Annotated in this window: 13 protein-coding genes and 3 pseudogenes; 10 read left to right on the top strand and 6 right to left on the bottom strand. The window is 68.5% G+C overall.

Annotated elements, in window-relative coordinates; translation table 11 throughout:
- Positions 1 to 74: 74 nt before the first annotated feature.
- On the top strand, positions 75 to 1,430 hold the full coding sequence (locus ACZ5WK_RS25975; protein WP_465550545.1) for a GH1 family beta-glucosidase: 1,356 nt from the start codon (positions 75 to 77) through the stop codon (positions 1,428 to 1,430).
- Between the two features lie 245 nt (positions 1,431 to 1,675).
- Here ACZ5WK_RS25975 and ACZ5WK_RS25970 read toward each other — a convergent pair whose 3' ends face one another.
- Positions 1,676 to 2,206, bottom strand: a complete 531-nt coding sequence (locus tag ACZ5WK_RS25970; RefSeq protein ID WP_465550543.1) for an SMI1/KNR4 family protein — start codon at positions 2,204 to 2,206, stop codon at positions 1,676 to 1,678.
- 70 nt (positions 2,207 to 2,276) lie between these two features.
- On the opposite strand from ACZ5WK_RS25970, the pseudogene ACZ5WK_RS25965 reads away from it, so the two are divergent.
- Positions 2,277 to 2,426, top strand: a pseudogene (locus ACZ5WK_RS25965) (IS630 family transposase); the annotation flags it as partial.
- A 32-nt stretch (positions 2,427 to 2,458) separates the two neighbouring features.
- On the opposite strand, the gene ACZ5WK_RS25960 reads toward ACZ5WK_RS25965, so the two are convergent.
- From ACZ5WK_RS25960 to ACZ5WK_RS25950, 3 genes and pseudogenes are all read right to left on the bottom strand, one after another.
- Entirely contained in the window at positions 2,459 to 4,462 is a 2,004-nt protein-coding gene (locus ACZ5WK_RS25960) for a hypothetical protein (RefSeq protein WP_465550541.1), read from the bottom strand.
- A 390-nt stretch (positions 4,463 to 4,852) separates the two neighbouring features.
- A pseudogene (locus ACZ5WK_RS25955) lies at positions 4,853 to 5,125 on the bottom strand (transposase); the annotation flags it as partial.
- A gap of 17 nt (positions 5,126 to 5,142) precedes the next feature.
- A complete protein-coding gene (locus tag ACZ5WK_RS25950; protein ID WP_465550539.1) occupies positions 5,143 to 6,201 on the bottom strand; it encodes an IS110 family RNA-guided transposase in 1,059 nt (352 codons plus the stop codon).
- Between ACZ5WK_RS25950 and ACZ5WK_RS25945 the strand changes: the two genes are divergently transcribed.
- On the top strand, positions 6,180 to 6,509 hold the full coding sequence (locus tag ACZ5WK_RS25945) for a protein NO VEIN domain-containing protein (RefSeq protein WP_465550563.1): 330 nt from the start codon (positions 6,180 to 6,182) through the stop codon (positions 6,507 to 6,509). The genes ACZ5WK_RS25950 and ACZ5WK_RS25945 overlap by 22 nt on opposite strands.
- Before the next feature lie 318 nt (positions 6,510 to 6,827).
- Here ACZ5WK_RS25945 and ACZ5WK_RS25940 read toward each other — a convergent pair whose 3' ends face one another.
- Positions 6,828 to 8,273, bottom strand: coding sequence for a hypothetical protein (locus tag ACZ5WK_RS25940; protein WP_465550537.1), 1,446 nt, complete (start codon positions 8,271 to 8,273; stop codon positions 6,828 to 6,830).
- A gap of 324 nt (positions 8,274 to 8,597) precedes the next feature.
- On the opposite strand from ACZ5WK_RS25940, the pseudogene ACZ5WK_RS25935 reads away from it, so the two are divergent.
- A pseudogene (locus ACZ5WK_RS25935) lies at positions 8,598 to 8,726 on the top strand (family 1 glycosylhydrolase); the annotation flags it as partial.
- A gap of 152 nt (positions 8,727 to 8,878) precedes the next feature.
- Here ACZ5WK_RS25935 and ACZ5WK_RS25930 read toward each other — a convergent pair.
- Positions 8,879 to 9,127 (bottom strand): hypothetical protein, encoded by a 249-nt coding sequence (locus ACZ5WK_RS25930; protein ID WP_465550535.1) that lies wholly within the window; start codon positions 9,125 to 9,127, stop codon positions 8,879 to 8,881.
- 241 nt (positions 9,128 to 9,368) lie between these two features.
- Here ACZ5WK_RS25930 and ACZ5WK_RS25925 point away from each other — a divergent pair, with 241 nt between their 5' ends.
- From ACZ5WK_RS25925 to ACZ5WK_RS25900, 6 genes are read left to right on the top strand one after another with little or no spacing between them, the layout of a single operon-like run.
- Complete coding sequence (locus tag ACZ5WK_RS25925; RefSeq protein ID WP_465550533.1) at positions 9,369 to 10,970, top strand: Dyp-type peroxidase; 1,602 nt, start codon at positions 9,369 to 9,371, stop codon at positions 10,968 to 10,970.
- Positions 10,967 to 12,451, top strand: a complete 1,485-nt coding sequence (locus ACZ5WK_RS25920) for an FAD-binding oxidoreductase (RefSeq protein WP_465550531.1) — start codon at positions 10,967 to 10,969, stop codon at positions 12,449 to 12,451. The genes ACZ5WK_RS25925 and ACZ5WK_RS25920 overlap by 4 nt, the downstream gene beginning before the upstream one ends.
- A complete protein-coding gene (locus ACZ5WK_RS25915; protein ID WP_465550530.1) occupies positions 12,448 to 12,915 on the top strand; it encodes a hypothetical protein in 468 nt (155 codons plus the stop codon). Before ACZ5WK_RS25920 ends, ACZ5WK_RS25915 begins: the two co-directional genes overlap by 4 nt.
- 16 nt (positions 12,916 to 12,931) lie before the next feature.
- Complete coding sequence (locus ACZ5WK_RS25910; RefSeq protein ID WP_465550528.1) at positions 12,932 to 14,923, top strand: GMC family oxidoreductase; 1,992 nt, start codon at positions 12,932 to 12,934, stop codon at positions 14,921 to 14,923.
- Entirely contained in the window at positions 14,920 to 16,080 is a 1,161-nt protein-coding gene (locus ACZ5WK_RS25905) for a ferritin-like domain-containing protein (protein WP_465550526.1), read from the top strand. Before ACZ5WK_RS25910 ends, ACZ5WK_RS25905 begins: the two co-directional genes overlap by 4 nt.
- Positions 16,081 to 16,082: 2 nt before the next feature.
- The gene (locus ACZ5WK_RS25900) at positions 16,083 to 16,436 is read left to right on the top strand and encodes a putative quinol monooxygenase (protein WP_465550524.1); all 354 of its coding nucleotides are present in this window, start codon (positions 16,083 to 16,085) and stop codon (positions 16,434 to 16,436) included.
- The last annotated feature ends 438 nt before the right edge of the window (positions 16,437 to 16,874 follow it).

The following is a 16,874-nucleotide window of genomic DNA, read 5'->3' as shown; positions in this document are numbered from 1 at the left end:
CAGTCGACTGCCTCTGGCGCTTCGGCGTTGAGCCGATAACATGAGCTCTCCTCACGTTATCTCAGGAGGCTGTCATGCCGGACCGCTTCGACCTGCCGGCGGGATTCCGCTGGGGTGCCGCCACCGCCGCTTACCAGATCGAGGGGGCGGTGGACGAGGACGGCCGCGGGCCCTCGGTGTGGGACACCTTCTCCGCCCGCCCCGGCGCCGTCCGCGACGGCCACACCGGCGCGGTGGCGTGCGACCACTACCACCGGTACCCCGAGGACATCGCCCTGATGAAGGGCCTCGGGCTGGACGGCTACCGCTTCTCCATCGCCTGGCCCCGGGTGCTGCCCACCGGATCGGGCGCGGTCAACCCCGCCGGACTCGCCTTCTACGACCGCCTGGTGGATGACCTGCTCGCCGCCGGCATCACCCCGCTGCCCACCCTCTTCCACTGGGACCTCCCGCAGGCCCTGGAAGACGCCGGCGGCTGGCTCAACCGCGACACCGCATACCGATTCGCCGAGTACGCGGCAGTGGTCGCCGACCGCCTGGGCGACCGGGTGCCCGCCTGGATCACCCTCAACGAGCCCTTCGTCCACATGGTCTACGGCTACGCCCTCGGCATCCACGCCCCCGGCCGGGCCCTGATGCTCGACGCGCTGCCCGCCGCCCACCACCAGCTGCTCGCCCACGGCCTCGCCGCCGCCGTGCTGCGCGAGCGGGGCCTGGAGGTGCTGATCTCCAACAACCTCACGCCCGTGTGGCCCGCCTCGTCCGCCGAGGCCGACCTCGCCGCCGCCGAGGCCTACGACGCCCTGCACAACCGCCTGTTCACCGATCCGCTGCTGCTCGGCCGCTACCCCGACCTGTCGGCCTACGGCGTCGGCCCCGACCTCGGCGGCAGCGTCCACGGCGGCGATCTGAAGCTGATCGCCGCCGCGCCGCTGGACGGCCTCGGCGTCAACTACTACAACCCCACCCGCATCGCCGCCCCCACCGACCCCGGCCTCCCCTTCACCGAGGCCCCCATCGACGGCGTACCGCGCACAGCCTTCGACTGGCCCGTCGTCCCCGACGGCCTGCGCGAACTCCTCGTCGGCCTGCGCGACCGCTACGGCTCCGCCCTCCCGCCCATCACCATCACCGAGAACGGCTGCTCCGTCGCCGACGAGGTGACCGCGGACGACATCGTCCCCGACCAGCCCCGCATCGACTACCTGGCCGGCCACCTCGACGCCCTCGCCCAGGCCGTCGCCGAGGGCGTCGACGTCCGCGGATATTACACGTGGTCACTTGTCGATAACTTCGAGTGGGCAGAAGGGTTGACTCAAAGATTCGGCCTCGTGCACGTTGACTTCACCACCCAGCGCCGCACCCCGAAGTCCTCTTACGCCTGGTATCGCCAGCTGATCGTGGCCCACCAGGCTCGGCACGCGAGGTAGGCCTGGCGTCGGTCCCGGCCAGGCGATGCGGATCTGCATCGACTGACCGGACAGTGGTAAGACAGTAGGCGGAGATTCCGGCCGCACCAAACGACCACCCGGGCAGGACCCATGCACCACTTCCCTGGACGCAACCGGGCCATGGCAGGCGTGGCTAGTGCCGCATCAAGCAACGTTTGCCCTGTGACGGGCTTGTGGCAGGGGTTTGGCCTTACTGGTAGTACGGAAGCGCTTCGCGTGCGGGCTCAGCCGAATGAGCCGTCGCTCTCCGCGCTCTCGAACCCGCTGGCGGAGGTGAGGCCCTCGACGAAGGAGTGGAAGTCCGGAGCGAGGGCCAACTCCGAGTTGTCGTCCGCGTCGAACCAGGCGACGGACGGTTCCCCCTGCCGGCCACAGGCCCGGTAGTCGAGCCCGATCCAGCAGGGCCCGTGACCCGAGACCAGCACCACAGGGCGGGGAGGTTCCACTCTTCGACCAGGTACGGGCTGTCGAGCAGGGAGATCGTTCGCTCGCGGTGGCCGATGCCCAGCAGACTGTCGAAGGGGACGTGGTCGGCACTCCACCCATGAGGTCGGCCTGCTCGTGGGGCAAGCATTCCGGCTGCTCGTGACCTGGCCCCCGTTCTGCTGTCGCAGCAGGTCGAGCAGGGAGGTGGGGAGCGTGACGTTCAGCAGCCGCTCGGCCGCCAGAATCACCTGGTCGGTCACGGGCGGCTGCACTCCGTAGTCGCTGTCGGTGTCCCACAGGGACTGCTGGAGATCCTCAAAGCGCGCCATGCCTGGCATCGTAGGAGCCGTGCCCGACAGTTGACCGCCCAACCCCACCCCGGACGAGCACAATGCTCAAGTGACTGGACGTGTGCGGGTGCGGGGCATCGATGACGATGAGGGGCGGCGTCTGCTGCGGATCGTCCGGCGGGGCACCGGGTCGGTGGTGACCTGGCGGCGGGCCCAGATGGTGCTGCTGTCCGCCCAGGGCATGCCGGTGGTGAAGATCGACCCCCTGGGCGCGGCCGCGTCGCGCCCAGCTCACTGACGTCGCACCGCCCTGGTGACGCTCACCAACACAGTCGCCCCGAGGAACCACCCTGCGACGACGAGGGCCGAGGCCAGGAATGCGGTCCCGGCATCCGCGGGGTGCCAGCGGTCCTTCTCCCCGAACCCGACCAGGGGGATAAGCAGATCGGCGGGATAGGTGAAATGTTCGACCCAATTCATCCGCGGCAGCTCCGCCCCCTTTGCGGTGATCACAGTCTGCCGAACGTAGGGATCCGGCGGGACGAGGAAGAACACGGTGACGGCGATGCCCCAGAGGAACAAGAGCGAGACCAGCGCCCGGAGCGGTCGGTATCCGTAGCCGATGAGGAATCTCTGGGCGAGATTCCAGACGAAGGTCAGGCCAGCAACCGTGCGGTCCTTGAGCCTCCGCCACCTGGGGATCAAGCGGTCGCGTGGAACGGTTCGACGGTGGAGCTCGATCTCCTCGTTCTTCCTCAGCAGGACGCTCCGGGAGTCGTCGTCCTTGCCTGCCGAGACGTATGCCGCGGCGAACTGGTCGTACGGCTGCGGCGCCGGCGCGCCGAAGCTGTAACTCGCGATCTCCCGCTCGGCCCGGCGGCCCGAGCGTGCGTAGCAGGACGTGGTGGCGAGCCAATCCAGGCGTGACTCGAACGGCACGTCGCTGGCGTGGATAGCCTCGTACCGCAGGCCCTTGAGGACGTAGTAGAGGCCCTCGGACTTCGGCCGGGCGCCCTGCCAGACGTCATCCTGGTCCCAGAGCACGACGAGTTTCGCCTGGGTCAGATCAATCAGCCCACCTTCTGGGGCCCGTCGTACGGATCCATGTTCGCCCGAGAGCCTGAGGATCGTGGTCTGTAACCGGGTGAGATCAGCGATCACCCTCGTGCTGTTCCCGAGGGCTCTGGTTCGGTGGCGGCCAGCTCTGGTGGGCTTGACCTTGGCCCGGTAGAGGTCCGTGCCGCCGCCCTGCACACCGGTGACGTCGAGGTGGACCTCCAGTCCCACTTGAGCGCCAGTCAGGGTGACCGCACCCCTGGTCCAGAAACGCAGTCGTCCGTCGGTCTCTGCTTCGGCCGCTGTGGATCGGCGGTATTCCTGCACGCGCTCGACCACATCGCCGTCGGCCGAGCCGTTCTCCAAGGAGATCAGTGAGCCGATGACCACCCGGTCGAGTTGCAGCGCGGCACCGTCGGTCTTCGGTCCTGCAATGATCGTGGCGCCGTCGAAGACGGCGGAGGCGTTCACCCGCATGCCCTTCGCGTGGAACGTGCCGTAGCAGACGAATCCGTTCGAACAGAAGAGACTCCCGTCGATCTTAGAGCGGTCGAGCATCACGGCGCCCTGTCGGCGTTCGGACCGCCCGCTATCGCGATGAACCAGCGCACCCTGGAGTTCGAATGCTCCGCCGATGGTGGCGCCGACCAGTCGTACCTGACCGTGGGCCCTCAGCCTTGCCCCGTAGATCGAGCCGCCGACGATCATGCCATCCCCGTAGACGGCATAATGTGGTTCGTCTTTGGTCCGACCGAGCATCGCGTCGCTGAGATAGACCGAACCATCGATCCGCGAGTCTTCGAGGATGACTGCTCCGCTGCACTCGAACCGAGCCTGGAGCGGATCCGCAGATCCGTGGGACACCTCCTTGCTCGTGCTGCCGCAGAGATTTCCGCCGAGCCGCATGTTCGTCGCCTTGAGCGAGTAGGTGTCCCCAGGCTTCGCCGCCAGCCGAGCTCCTTCGAGGTGGAGGTCGTCGCGAATGCGGGCCCCACCGAGATCGACGACGCCTTGGAACCCCTTCAGCTGGAGATCACCATCGGTGATACTGAGATGACTGGCGTGGAGTTCCCCCGTCCAGTTCTCGGGCTGACCCACCTTGCAGTTGATCAAGTGAAGTTGCGGGAAGCTCGCCTCCGTCAGCACGATCCGCTCGAAGGTACAGTCCGTCAGGGTGACCGGAGTTCCGATCTTCGCCTGGGCAAGGTCGAGGGAACCCGTCACCTGAAGGTCGCGCATGTCGTGACGCCGCTGTCCAGGCCGGGGTTGGGCAACTAAGCGACGGGCCAACTCGTCCCCGGAGATGGTTTTCAACATCCCGGCTTCACCACCCCTGTGGTACAAATTCGGGGTTCGGTCGCAGTCTGGTTTCCGCTTCCGATTCTACGCGCCACCCACGGCCACTGCGCTGCTTTCCTCCACCCGCCCCTGGCTGGCTGTGAGTCCGTTTCTTGCTGGTCCTTCCAGACGGGCTGGGCCGACCAGCTCCGCCTGGGCATGCCGCAGCGCCACGCCGCGGTCCAGCCGCGGTCTGAACTGGTCGGGGTGGGTGAGGGCGAGCTGGGTGACGGCGAAGGCCGCCGCAGTGGGCCCAAGCAGCTCGCTAGTGTCCTGCGCCGGAGATCGGCAGAATCGGGCGAGGGAGTCGAGGATCTCGTCGGCGGTCTTGGTCCAGGTGAACGGTGTGGGGTCCTCGTTCCAGTTCTTGATCCAGTTGCGGATGTCGCGTTCGAGGGCCTGGACGTTCTTGTGGGATCCGCGGCGGATCACCTGGTCGGTGAGGAAGCCGAACCAGCGCTCGACCTGGTTGATCCATGATGACCCGGTCGGAGTGAAGTGCATGTGGAACCTGGGGTGTTGGGCCAGCCAGGTGCGGATCGCCGGGGTCTTGTGGGTTCCGTAGATGCCCCTATGGTTCGTCAAGCGGCAGCAGGCACCACGCTTGCCGCTGGGTGCCGGATGTGCCGGTAGAGCTCTCGGGTGACGTAGCGTTTGAGACAGCGGATGATCTCGCGCCTGGACATGCCCTCAGCAGTGCGTCGTTGCAGGTAGGCCTGGGTGCGTTCGTCCCAGCGTATGCGGGACTGGACGATGCGGTAGAGCGCGGCGTTGGCTTGCCGGTGGCCACCCCGGTTGAGGCGCCGGTGCTGGGTCTTGCCGGAGGACTGCTCGACGGGACTGACGCCGCACAGGGCAGCGAACGATGCCTCATCTGCGAGTCTGTCAGGGTTGTCGCCTGCGGCGATGAGCAGAACCGCGGCGCTGTCGGGCCCGACGCCCACCAGCTCCAGCAGCTCTGGCCGGCTGGCCTTGACGGCCTTGATGGTGCGTCTGGTCAGCTCCTTGACCTCCTGGGTGAGGTTCTGGACCCGGCAGGCGAGCAGGCGCATCGTGAAGGCTGCCTCGCTGTGATCACCGTCGAGTGCCGCGCAGGTCGCGATCAGCGCCAAGTTGGTCATGCCGCTGAGCTGTTCGCGCAGATCGGGGTCAAGGACCAGGAGGACGGCCTTGAGCTGGTTCATCGCCTGCGTGCGCGCCTTGACGGCCGATTCCTTCGCCAGCCGTAGGACGCGCATGTCGGCTGCCGGACCGTCTGCGGTCTTCGGCGTGGTGGTGGCGCGTCCTGACAGGACGGCTCGTGCTGCTGCGTCCGCATCGATGGCGTCGGTCTTGCCGCGCTTGCGCCGGGTGGCGCGGTCGGGCTGGTTGACCTCGACGACTTCAATGTCAGCCCGGTGCAGGGCTCGGGTCAGTGCGACTCCGTAGGAGCCGGTGCACTCGACGCCGGCACGTCGAACGATGCCGAACGACCGTGCCCAGGTGATCAGTTGGCGATAGCCGACGGCCGTGGTCGGGAACTCCTGGTGGGCGAGCGAGGCTCCCAGGGTGGTGATCACGGCGGCGACGTGGATGTCCTTGTGGGTGTCGACCCCCAGGATCACATCCTCGGCCAGAGCTGGGACGTGCTGCGCGGGCAAAGCGCAACGTCGGAGCCGACGCGGTCGACAGCAGCGGGCGCTACTACGAGATCAAGGCACACGGCGGCCCCCGCCCGAACGAGGTCACACTCACTGCCTCGGAGTTCCAGCGGGCCCAGGAGAAGGGCGAGGACTACGTCCTGCTCCTGGCCGAACACCTCGAAGAAGGCAGCGGCGGCGACCCGGCCCTGATCCTGATCAGCGATCCCCTCCACCAACTCGGCATTGAGCCCGTTTCGGATGTCCGACTCAAGGGCACACGCGGTGCCGGTGTGGAAGCGGCCGTCTGGAGGTGGCCGGCGAGCTGAGCGGGACGGCGACGCCTGAGGCCAGTCGGCAATCCCTCCGGTGGTGCTGTAAGGCGAGGGCCCGAGGGATTCCTGCCAACGCGTTGTGGTCCCCGCCGAGCCGGCGGGGACCACAACGTACCAAGGGGAAGCCGATGTCCTGATACCTGGCGATACGGTCCAGCAGGGCTTCGAGAGCGGCCATGCGAGACCGGTCTCGATGCTCGGACAGCAATCCCTCGGCCCGACCCCGGGATGGCCGGACACACTGCCCGTATCGGGCTGTTCGGACAGTTTCCTATGGGACGAACAGTAGCCGGGGCCCAGAACAGTTCTCCGTTACCACTCGGCGACGATCTGCACGGCGGTCGAGTCGTAGGCCGAGGCGAGCGCCCACGAGTACAGGTGATAGCGGCTTCTCGGCTCGTCCGCCGGGTGCTGGGAGCGCAGGGAACAGACCAGCACGCCGGACTCTATCCATGGCCAAGATGGGGGCTGCTTTCCGTAGGCGAGGCCGTAGTAGGGGTTCTTGGCGACTACGCCGACCGTCCACAGCCGGTCACCGCTTCGCTCAGTCACGAACCCGACGACCTCCAACTCCGGCCGGTCCTGGGACGAGCCCCCCGTAACAGCCCTCGCAGCCAGCGGCCGGTAGAAGCCGCGAAGCGGGACCTCGAACTGCTCCACAAGGTGGCGCAGCGGACCTTGGTCAACTGGCACTCCTTCGAGTTGGAAGGAGAGCACCGCTTCCGCTGCTCGGCGTGCCTCGTCGCAGTCCACGCCTGTGGTGATCGTGTACCAGCCGCCGTCGATCTTGTCGAACAGCGTGATGATCTCAGAGGAGTCTCCGCTACTGGCGGACAGGCGGTCCCGCCACTCGGGCAGGGTGGCGGCGAAGGTCCGAGCTCCGACGCCGTGCCAGACTTGGTCCGCCTTCTGGATTGTCCAGTGTGCGTGCCTGCTGAGCCACCCATGCTCATTGAGTCTTCGGAGGGCATCGAGGAGTTCGATCTCACTTCGGGCGCCGAGCGAGACGTCAAGCGTGACCCCGTAGCCCCACGAGAAGCGCGAATCGACGTTGGGTAGGTCCAGGGTGAAGACGTAGGGCGAGTGGTTGCCGACGGCGGTGACGACGGTGAGCGGCTCGCCGTCCAAGTCGACAATCTGCCGCGTGGAATCCGGGAGGACGTAGTCGGTGTCGACCGCGGGGCGGTGCCAGTACTTGCCGTCGGTTCCAACATGCACGCGGCCGGCCATCTCCAGCTGCATCCGCTTGAAGGAGAGCAGCCGGGAGAGTTCGTGCGGGTTGTTGAGGACGAGATTGATGTCGGTTTCGTCGAGGACGACGATAAGGGCCTCCTCGCGGTAGCGCACGATGCGTGCCGCGCACGGGCCGGTGACTCCGGCAACGGTGATCAGTACGCCTACGGCCTGCCTGCCGACCTCCTTCACCCGCACACGCAGGTTGTCGGCCACGTCCACGTCCGACGGGCTGTTCGTCCACTTCGACTCGATGAGGAAGGTGCCGTCCCGAGAGGAGGCCATCAGGTCGATCTGCCGGTCGGCCGTGGCGGGGTCGTGCTCGACCCGGAAGTGGGCGCGCCTCAGGACCTGCGCGAGCAGCTTCTCCAGCTCGGCGCCTCTGACCCATGGGTTCGACTGGGCCTTCAACCGGTCGAACCGCTCTTCCAGGTCGTCCCACTGGCTTGGTGGCAGCAGCTTCCGCAGGTCGGCATCCAACGCCGCCTCGGACGGGGGTGTATCCGGTCGGGGGGTGTCCGCCATGGGCTGCCATCTCCTGCTGTGCGCACGATGCCGGCTGCAGCCGGAGACAGTGATGCTAGATCCCTCCCATGACAGCGGGGGTGCTCCTCCCCGCTGTCATGGGAGGGATCGCAAACAAGTGCGCCAGCCTAAAGGTCACGGGCTACGGAGCTACTCGATCCGAATCCCATCCACAGCTTGCCCCCAGTGCCCTCTCGGCGTTCTCTGGACACCACCCTTACCGTGCGGCTCATGAGTCAGCAACGGCCACCTTGTAGGGCCGACTTGGGCGCTTCCCAAAAGAGCGTACTCATGATCCAACTACAATGACAGGGTGTCCGGCGGGCCGAGGGGTTCAGCCAGAGGTTCGGGCTTGTCCATGTCGACTTCGAGACCCAGATGCGCACCCCCAAGGCCTCGTACGCCTGGTACCGCGACCTGATCGCCACTCATCGGCCCTATAACGCACAGTAGTTGAGCTCTGTGGTGGCCCGTGGCGCTCGTCAGGACCGATCCGGGTCGGTGAGGGCGCCGTCGAGCGCGGGCCCGTTACCGCGCGCGGCCGTGGGGCGTGAAGACAGGGTGTTCGATGGTTGATAAGGCCGTCACCAGCGGTTCGAAAGTGGCTACGGTCTGGCGGAGGCCCAGTGGTTGGTGGTTCCATCTTGCAAGCCGCTGGTCACAGTTCGATGCGGTGCGATCGCGAGTTCGCGGTCGTCCACCGGCACCTCGGAGAGGGCGGCGGTGAGCGGGCGGAGCCAGAAGGCCAGCCCGGTGCCCTCGTGGGCGACCTCGCCCAGGTTCAGGTGGCGGATGTGGGCGGTGGGGACTGCGTGCAGGTGGCGGAAGCCGAGGCGTGCGGTGATGGCGGCCATGGAATGCACCTCTTTTCGTCAGTACGACGATAATCGCCCCGGCGATGGATATCGTCAAGATGACGAAAATAGGTGCACCCCCGACCGGAATGCCGAACGGGTGATCCATCGTCAGATTCTGCCGACGGTCCGTATCCGAACAAAGCTGCACGTCGAACCCGTTCCGCACCCGCTCGCGCGGGCCTTTGGGCCGCGTGTCGCGATGTCCCGGTCGCGCGGGCCCACCGCCATGGTGGAGGGCATGGCAATCGACTTGAAGCAGACCGCCATCGATCCCGATGCGCCGACCATCCCGCCGACCCGCAACACCCAGGAGGCCGTACGGGCCGCGCTGGGCGACCTCCAGGGCAACATCCTCAAGAGCCACGGCCGGGACCACAGTCGGCACCTGTTCATCACCTTCGCGACCGGGACCCCCGACGAGCGGACGGCGGCCAGGCAGTGGCTGGCCTCGCTGGTGCGGGACGCGTACGTGACATCCGCGCTGACGCAGTGGGGGGAGGCGGCTGGCTACCGCGAGACGCTGAGGACGATCGCCAAGAACGGCGCGCTTACGGCGGCAGACCGGATGGCCCTGGTGCTCTCCGCCAGCGCGCCCTTCGTCGGGGCGATGGTCTCGTCCGCCGGGTACCGCGATCTGCGGCTCGGTGCGGACCTCACCCCGGACGACCCGTCCTTCGCCCTCGGGGCCAAGAACCGGACCGTCCTCCTCAATGACCCGCCGGTGACGGCCTGGGAGCCCGCCTTCCAGGCCACGCTGCACGCGCTCGTCATCGTCGCCGACGACGATCCGACGCAGCGGATCGACCCCCTCGTGGCAACGTTCAAGCAGCAGCTCGCGGCGATCGGCGCCACCGTCGCCGAGGAGACCGGCACCGCGATGCGCTTCGACGCCCAGGGGAACCCGAGCCCGACGGGCACGGTGCACGAGCACTTCGGCTTCGCGGACGGGGTGAGCCAGCCGCTCTTCTTCGCCCGGGACATCGAGGAGGCGAGGGTCAGCAACGGCGGCATCGACAAGTACGACCCGAGCGCGCCGCTGGACCAGCTGCTGGTCAAGGACCCGGCGGGCTGTGGCGACGGCTACGGCTCGTACTTCGTGTACCGCAAGCTGGAGCAGGACGTACCGGGCTTCCGGGCCGACGAGTTGGCCCTGGGCCTGGAGATCGCCCAGCAGGCCGACCCCAAGGCGCAGGAGGCGAGTGATGCCGACGTCGCGCTGGCCGGGGCGTACATGGTCGGCCGGTTCAAGGACGGGACGCCGGCGGTGGACCAGCAGGTCGCGGGACTGACCACGCTGCCGAACAACTTCACCTACGACAGCGATGTCGACGCGGTGCGTTGCCCCTTCGCCTCCCACGTCCGCAAGGTCAACCCGCGCGGGGACAAGCAGCGCCAGTTCGCGGTGCCGCTCACCCAGGAGCGGACGCAGCGGATCGCCCGACGGGGCATCAGCTTCGGTCCGGCGACGCTGGACCCGGCGCCGGGCGACAAGGTCGGGCTGCTGTTCCTGTGCGCGCAGAGCAGCATCCCGGACCAGTTCGAGTTCATCCAGGCGCTCTGGTCGAACTTCGAGGAGTTCCTGCGCCCCGGCACCGGATTGGACGCGGTGATCGGCCAACTGCCGTCCGGGCAGCCGCGCGACGCGGCGAAGGAGCAGCCCTGGCCCAAGGTGTACGGCTCGCACAACCAGCTGGACTTCTCGCAGAGCCCGCCGCTGCCCACCGACCCGTTCTTCCCCAAGCGGGTCGGCCAGTGGGTGACGATGCGCGGCGGCGAGTACTTCTTCGTGCCGAGCCTGAGCGCCCTGCTGCGGTTCGGCACCGTGGCGGAGGCAGTGTGAGCAGCCATCACCGGGCCGTCGACCAGCTCGCCCGGAAGCTGAGCGGGTACGTCTGCGAGCCGGGCAGCCCCGGCTACACCACGGCGATCGAGATCGACAACGGGCGCACCAGGACACCCCCGGCGTACGTGGTGCGCGCCAACTCGGCCGCCGACGTGGCCCTGACCATCGCTTTCGCCCGGGAGCTCGACCTGCCGATGACGGTCCGCGGCGGCGGTCACAGCGCCGCCGGGTACTGCCTCAACCGGGCCGGCGTCGTGCTGGATCTGAGCCTGATGAAGGCCATCACGCTGGACAAGGAGCGCAAGCGGCTGCGCGTGCAGATGGGCGCCATCTGGGCCGACGTGTACCAGTACGTCATCGACCACGCCGCCCCGCTGATCCCCGTCGGCGGCGGGTGCCTGACGGTCGGGCTGCCCGGCTTCCTCCAGGGCGGCGGGTACAGCTTCGTCTCCCGCTCGTACGGGCTGGGCAGCGACAACGTCACCGAGATCAAGCTGGTCGACGCCGCCGGCCGCCTGCGCACCCTCACCGCCGACGCCCCCGACGCGGCCGACCGGGACCTGTTCTGGGCCTGCCGGGGCGGGGGCGGCGGCAACTTCGGCGTCGCCGTCGAGATGACGCTGCAGCTGCACACGCCGGGCGCTTCGACCGTGCTGGGCGGCGGGCTGTCGTACCCGCTGGAGCGCGCCGAGGAGGTGATCGCCGCGTACGACGCCTGGGCCAAGGACCTGCCCGGGGCGATGGCCGCGTACGGCTACGTCGGGCGCGACCCCGACCCGGCCGAGCCGACCCGGAAGATCCCCACCTTCCGGATCACACCGGTCTTCAACGGCGAGTACGCCGAGGGCGCCGATCTGCTGCAGCCGATGCTGCGGCTGAAGCCCTTCGACGTGAACCTCTACTCGATGCCGCTGCCGACCCTGGAAGCCACCATCGGCCGCTCCACCCTGGTCGGCGACCGCCAGGCCTACATCCGCTCCGGCGTGATCGGCGAGAGCGGCTGGCGCCCCGGCATGATCGAGGCCGTCAAGGAGGCCATGGCGAGCGCCCCTTCACCCGACAGCTTCGTGGTCTGGACGCACGGCCAGGGCAAGGTCAGCCACCCGGACGGCGACAGCCACGGGCCCTACCCGCACCGCGACATGCGCTACGTCTTCGAACTCAAGGCGATCTGGGACGACCCGGCCCAGATCCGCGCCAACGTCGAGTGGGCCCACGGCGTCGGCGAGTCGCTCAGCGCCGACTTCCACGGCGCGTACGTCAACTACATCGACCCGCTGCAGAAGGACTGGGCGCGCGCCTACTACGGCGAGTACCTGGACCGGCTGATGGCGATCAAGGCGGCCGCCGACCCGACCGGCTTCTTCCGCTTCCAGCAGTCGGTCGACTCCACCTTCGAGCCGGACCTCAGCCAGCCGCTGGACCTGAGCCCGCTCAACCGCACTCTCCTCCCAACGACGAACGGGAGCACCCCGTGACAGACACCCCGCGTGAGATCTTCACCGAGCTCTCGGTGGCCCTGACCGGCTTCGACCGGGTCGAGCTGGCCGGCACCGGCCTGATCGAGACGTACTACTCGGCCCTGCTGCGGCTCATCGGCGAACGCGAGGCCGGCCACTTCTTCCTGGCCGCCGCCGAGGCGCTGGCCGCCGACCGCAAGGATCCGGGCGGCGACGCGCTGCGCACCCGGGTGCTCGACAGCGAGCGGTACGGGCCGGTCGCGGTCAACCTGATCAAGCTCTGGTACCTCGGCAGCTGGTACCCGCTGCCGGCGAGCTACCGCGACGTCAACGGATCGACCGCCGACGACCTGGAGCACGTCCTCTCGCCCCAGGCCTACCGCGAGGGCCTGGTCTGGATCGCCGCCGGAGCCCACCCGATGGGCGCCAAACAGCCCGGTTTCGGCTCCTGGGCCGAGCCGCCCTACCTGCCCGTCAGCTGAGCCGGAGACAAGCGCCATGAGCAGCAACGAGTACGACCTCGTCATCGTCGGCGGCGGAATCTCCGCCGCCACCATCGCCAAGACCGTCATCGAGAAGGCCGCCGCCCAGACCCCGCCCCGCCACCCGCGCATCCTCATCCTGGAGGCCGGCCGGGCCACCGCGATGAGCGCCGACAAGTACGACACGTACGTGGCGGCCTACCAGGAGACGGTGGCCAAAGTCCCCAATGCGCCCTACCCCGCGAGCAGTTCGGCACCTCAGCCGAACGTGCTGGACATCGGCCGACCGGTGATGGGCCCGGACGGGACCACGCTGGTCCCCAGCGACAACGGCTACTTCGTCCAGATGGGCCCGCTGCCCTTCGGCAGCGACTACACCCGTTCGCTCGGCGGCACCACGCTGCACTGGCTCGGCACCTGCCTGCGGATGCTGCCCAACGACTTCCGGATGAAGTCGGAGTACGGCCGCGCGGTGGACTGGCCGATCAGCTACGAGGAGCTGAAGCCCTACTACGAGCGGGCCGAGTGGGACATCATCGGTGTCGCCGGATGCGTCGAGCACCAGTACTACCCGGGCATCGGCGGCGACCCCGAGCGGTACTTCCGCAGCGCCGACCGCGGGCGCTTCCCCGACGGGGTCTACCACTTCCCGATGGAGGAGATCCCCAGCAGCTACCTCGACCAGTACCTCGCCAAGAAGTCCGCCGGGCTGGTGGTCGAGCTGACCGACAGCAACGGTGACGCGCACGACTTCCCGATCGAGATCAGCAACACCCCGGTCGGCCGCAACTCCCAGCCGTACAAGGACTACCAGGTGGTCGGCGCGGTCGGGAACGCCGACCACGGGCAGCGCTGCGAGGGCAACTCCAGCTGCATCCCGATCTGCCCCGTCCAGGCCAAGTACAACGCGCTGAAGACGCTCTACGAACTGATCGTCAAGTATCCCGACCGCGACCCGGTGGACGGCGGCCCCCGCAAGGCGAGGGTCGAGATCCGCAGCCAGTGCGTCGTCTCACGCGTCCAGCACACCCAGCAACCGGGCGGGACAGGGACGGTCACCGGGCTCACGTACACGCGGTACGCCGACGACGGCAGCGCGTCCGTACAGGACACGGTCACGGCGGACCGGTACGTGCTGGCCGCCAACGCGATCGAGAACGCCACCCTGCTGCTCGCCTCCGGCGCGGCCAACAACAGCGATCAGGTCGGCCGCAACCTGATGGACCATCCGCTGCTGCTCACCTGGGGCCTGCTGCATGAGAACGCCGGCGCCTACCGTGGCCCCGGCTCCACCTCCGGTATCCCGGCCTTCCGGGACGGCTCCTTCCGCTCGGAGCAGACCGCCTTCCGGGTCGAGATCGGCAACTGGGGCTGGAACTTCCCCGAGAACGCCCCGTACGACACCGTCGCCGACCTGGTGGGCGGCGGGGCGCGCGGGCCGGTTGGGTTGTACGGCAAGGCGCTGCGCGAGCGGCTCGGCGAGATCCTGCCCTGCCAGTTCCGGATCGCCTGGGAGCTGGAGCAGGACCCGGAGCCGACCAACCGCGTCACCATCGACGACCGGTACAAGGACGCCTTCGGCAACTACCGCCCGGTCATCCACTACGACCTCTCGGACTACATGCGGGCCTCGCTGCCCTGGGCGGCGGAGGCGAGCCGGCAGCTGTTCGAGCGGCTCGACATCGCCAACCCCGAGCGCCGCCCGGAGTACCGGCCCGGCGACTACACCCACTACGACCCGAACGACCCGTCGGCCGTCTCCTACGACGGCGTGACGTACTGGGTGCGGGGTGCGGGCCACGTCGTCGGTACCCACCGGATGGGCGAGGACGCGAGCAGCTCGGTGGTCGACATCCACCAGCGCAGCCACGACCTGGCCAACCTCTACATCGTCGGCTGCGGCAGCATGCCGACGCTGGGCACCTCCAACCCGACGCTCACCATGACGGCGCTGGCCATCCGGACCGGCGACCGGATCGCCGAGCAACTGAAGGGGACGGACGCATGACCGAGCCGACCGGCATTTCCACCCTTGCGGACCTCAGGGCCGCACTGCAGCTGGCCATCGGGCTGGAGCTCAGCACCATCCCGGTGTACCTCGCCGGCCTGTACTCGATCGAGGAGGGCCACAACACCGACGCGGCGACTGCCATCCGCGGCGTGGTCATGGAGGAGATGCTCCACATGACGCTCGCGGCCAACGTCCTGAACGCCATCGGGGAGGTGCCCAGCACGGCGCCGGTCACCTTCCAGGGCCGCCCCGGCCTCAGCCCGATCCCGGCCTATCCGCTGGACAGCCCGCTGATCACCGGCATCGGCACCCTGGAGCTGCGCCCGCTCACTCCCGCCGCCGTGGACAGCTTCGTCCAGATCGAGCACCCCCTGCACGGCGCCGCCAGCCTGAGCGCCATCTCCTTCGAGCCCGGTTCCTTCCGTACCATCGGCGAGTTCTACCAGGCCGTCGACGCGGCGCTGGCGGACCCCGGGATCTGCCCGGACTCGCTCTTCCGGCCCGTGCATCAGATCCCCGACAGCGACTACTACGGCGGCGCTGGCCACATCATCGAGGTCGCCGATCGGGCCTCGGCGCGGGCGGCTGTATTGAAGATCATCGACCAGGGTGAGGGCCTGCCCGAGGAGTGCCTGCGCCAGCCGGCCTTCACCGTCACCGACACGGACCGGCTCGGCTCCGGCTGGCAGATGTACTCCCACTTCGCCCGCTTCCGCGAACTCCAGGAGGGCCGCCGCTTCCGCCCGGACCAGGCGGCCGAGGAGACCCCGAAGGGCGCCCTGCTGCTGATCGACTACAGCGCAGTCCAGCCGGCGCTCTACACCCCGCGCAACGGCGACTGGGCCGGCAGCCCCGAGGGCCGCGCCATGGACGCCTTCGACCTGGCGTACTCCCGCCTCGTCGACGCCCTCTACCGCGCTTTCGCGGGCGAGCCGACGGAAGTCGCCGACCCGCTCGACGGCCATGAGAAACGGCGTCGGCCCACCCTGCAGCTGGCCGTGCACGCCATGTACACGCTGAAGAACAGCGCCGTCGCCCTGATGCGCACCCCCAACCCGACCAAGCCCGGGCACACGCTCTGCCCGCGCTTCGCCTACGTGCCGCCCGGCGGCGACCGGGACAAGCTCGTCCAACTCGTCGAAGGAGGGCAGTAGCGGTGATCTCCATCGTCACGAAGTGGTGGCACGCCCCCGGCAAGGAGCGGGAGGCGGTGGCCGCCCTCAAGGACCTGGTGCAGCAGGTGGAGGACGGCGAACCCGACACCCTCATGTACTGCCTGCACACCGCCGTGGTCGAGGGCTCGCTCCCGCCGCCCACCCCGAACGAGGTGATCTTCCTGGGTGCCTGGACGGACCGTCAGGCCTTTGAGGACCACAAGAACGGCCCGATCTTCCAGAACTGGCTGAAGCAGCACGTCGACCTCTTCGTGCAGAACAGCGGCAACCTCTACGTCAGCGCCGAATTCGCCGACCGCTTCGCCGGCTTCGTCCGGGGCGAGGCCATCGGCTGAGCGCGTGCACGGGCGGGAACGACGGTGGTGCGCCGACGGGAGCAGACTCCCGCCGGCGCGCCACGTTCCTGCGTTGCGGGCCTACCGGAAGTTCTCCGGACGGGCGGCGATACCTGCCCGGCCTGCGGGCAGCCCCTCCAGCGTCTGCGATCGGCCCGGTGCGACCGTCCACGCTGATCCGGCCCTCCACGCTCCAGTAGACGTCCTGCAGGTCGAGGGGGTGCTGGCCAGCTCGGAGTAGCGATGTTGCCGACGGCCGTTGTCCTGGTCGGAGCTGCTGCGAACGCCCGACCAAGCTGGCAAGGCTCACGTAACCGTCCCCGAGGCCTCCGCCGCCGAGTGGCTGTTGGCCGCTTCGTCCGATCCTGCCAACACGCGAGCTCATCCCTGCGCTGGTGCCCATGGACGGGCAGGGGCAGGCTGGGAAGTACGCCCGCA

The organism is Kitasatospora sp. NPDC032757 (assembly GCF_055579305.1).
Note: the sequence above shows the minus strand (reverse complement) of the source record. Positions and strands in the feature narration are given on the sequence as shown.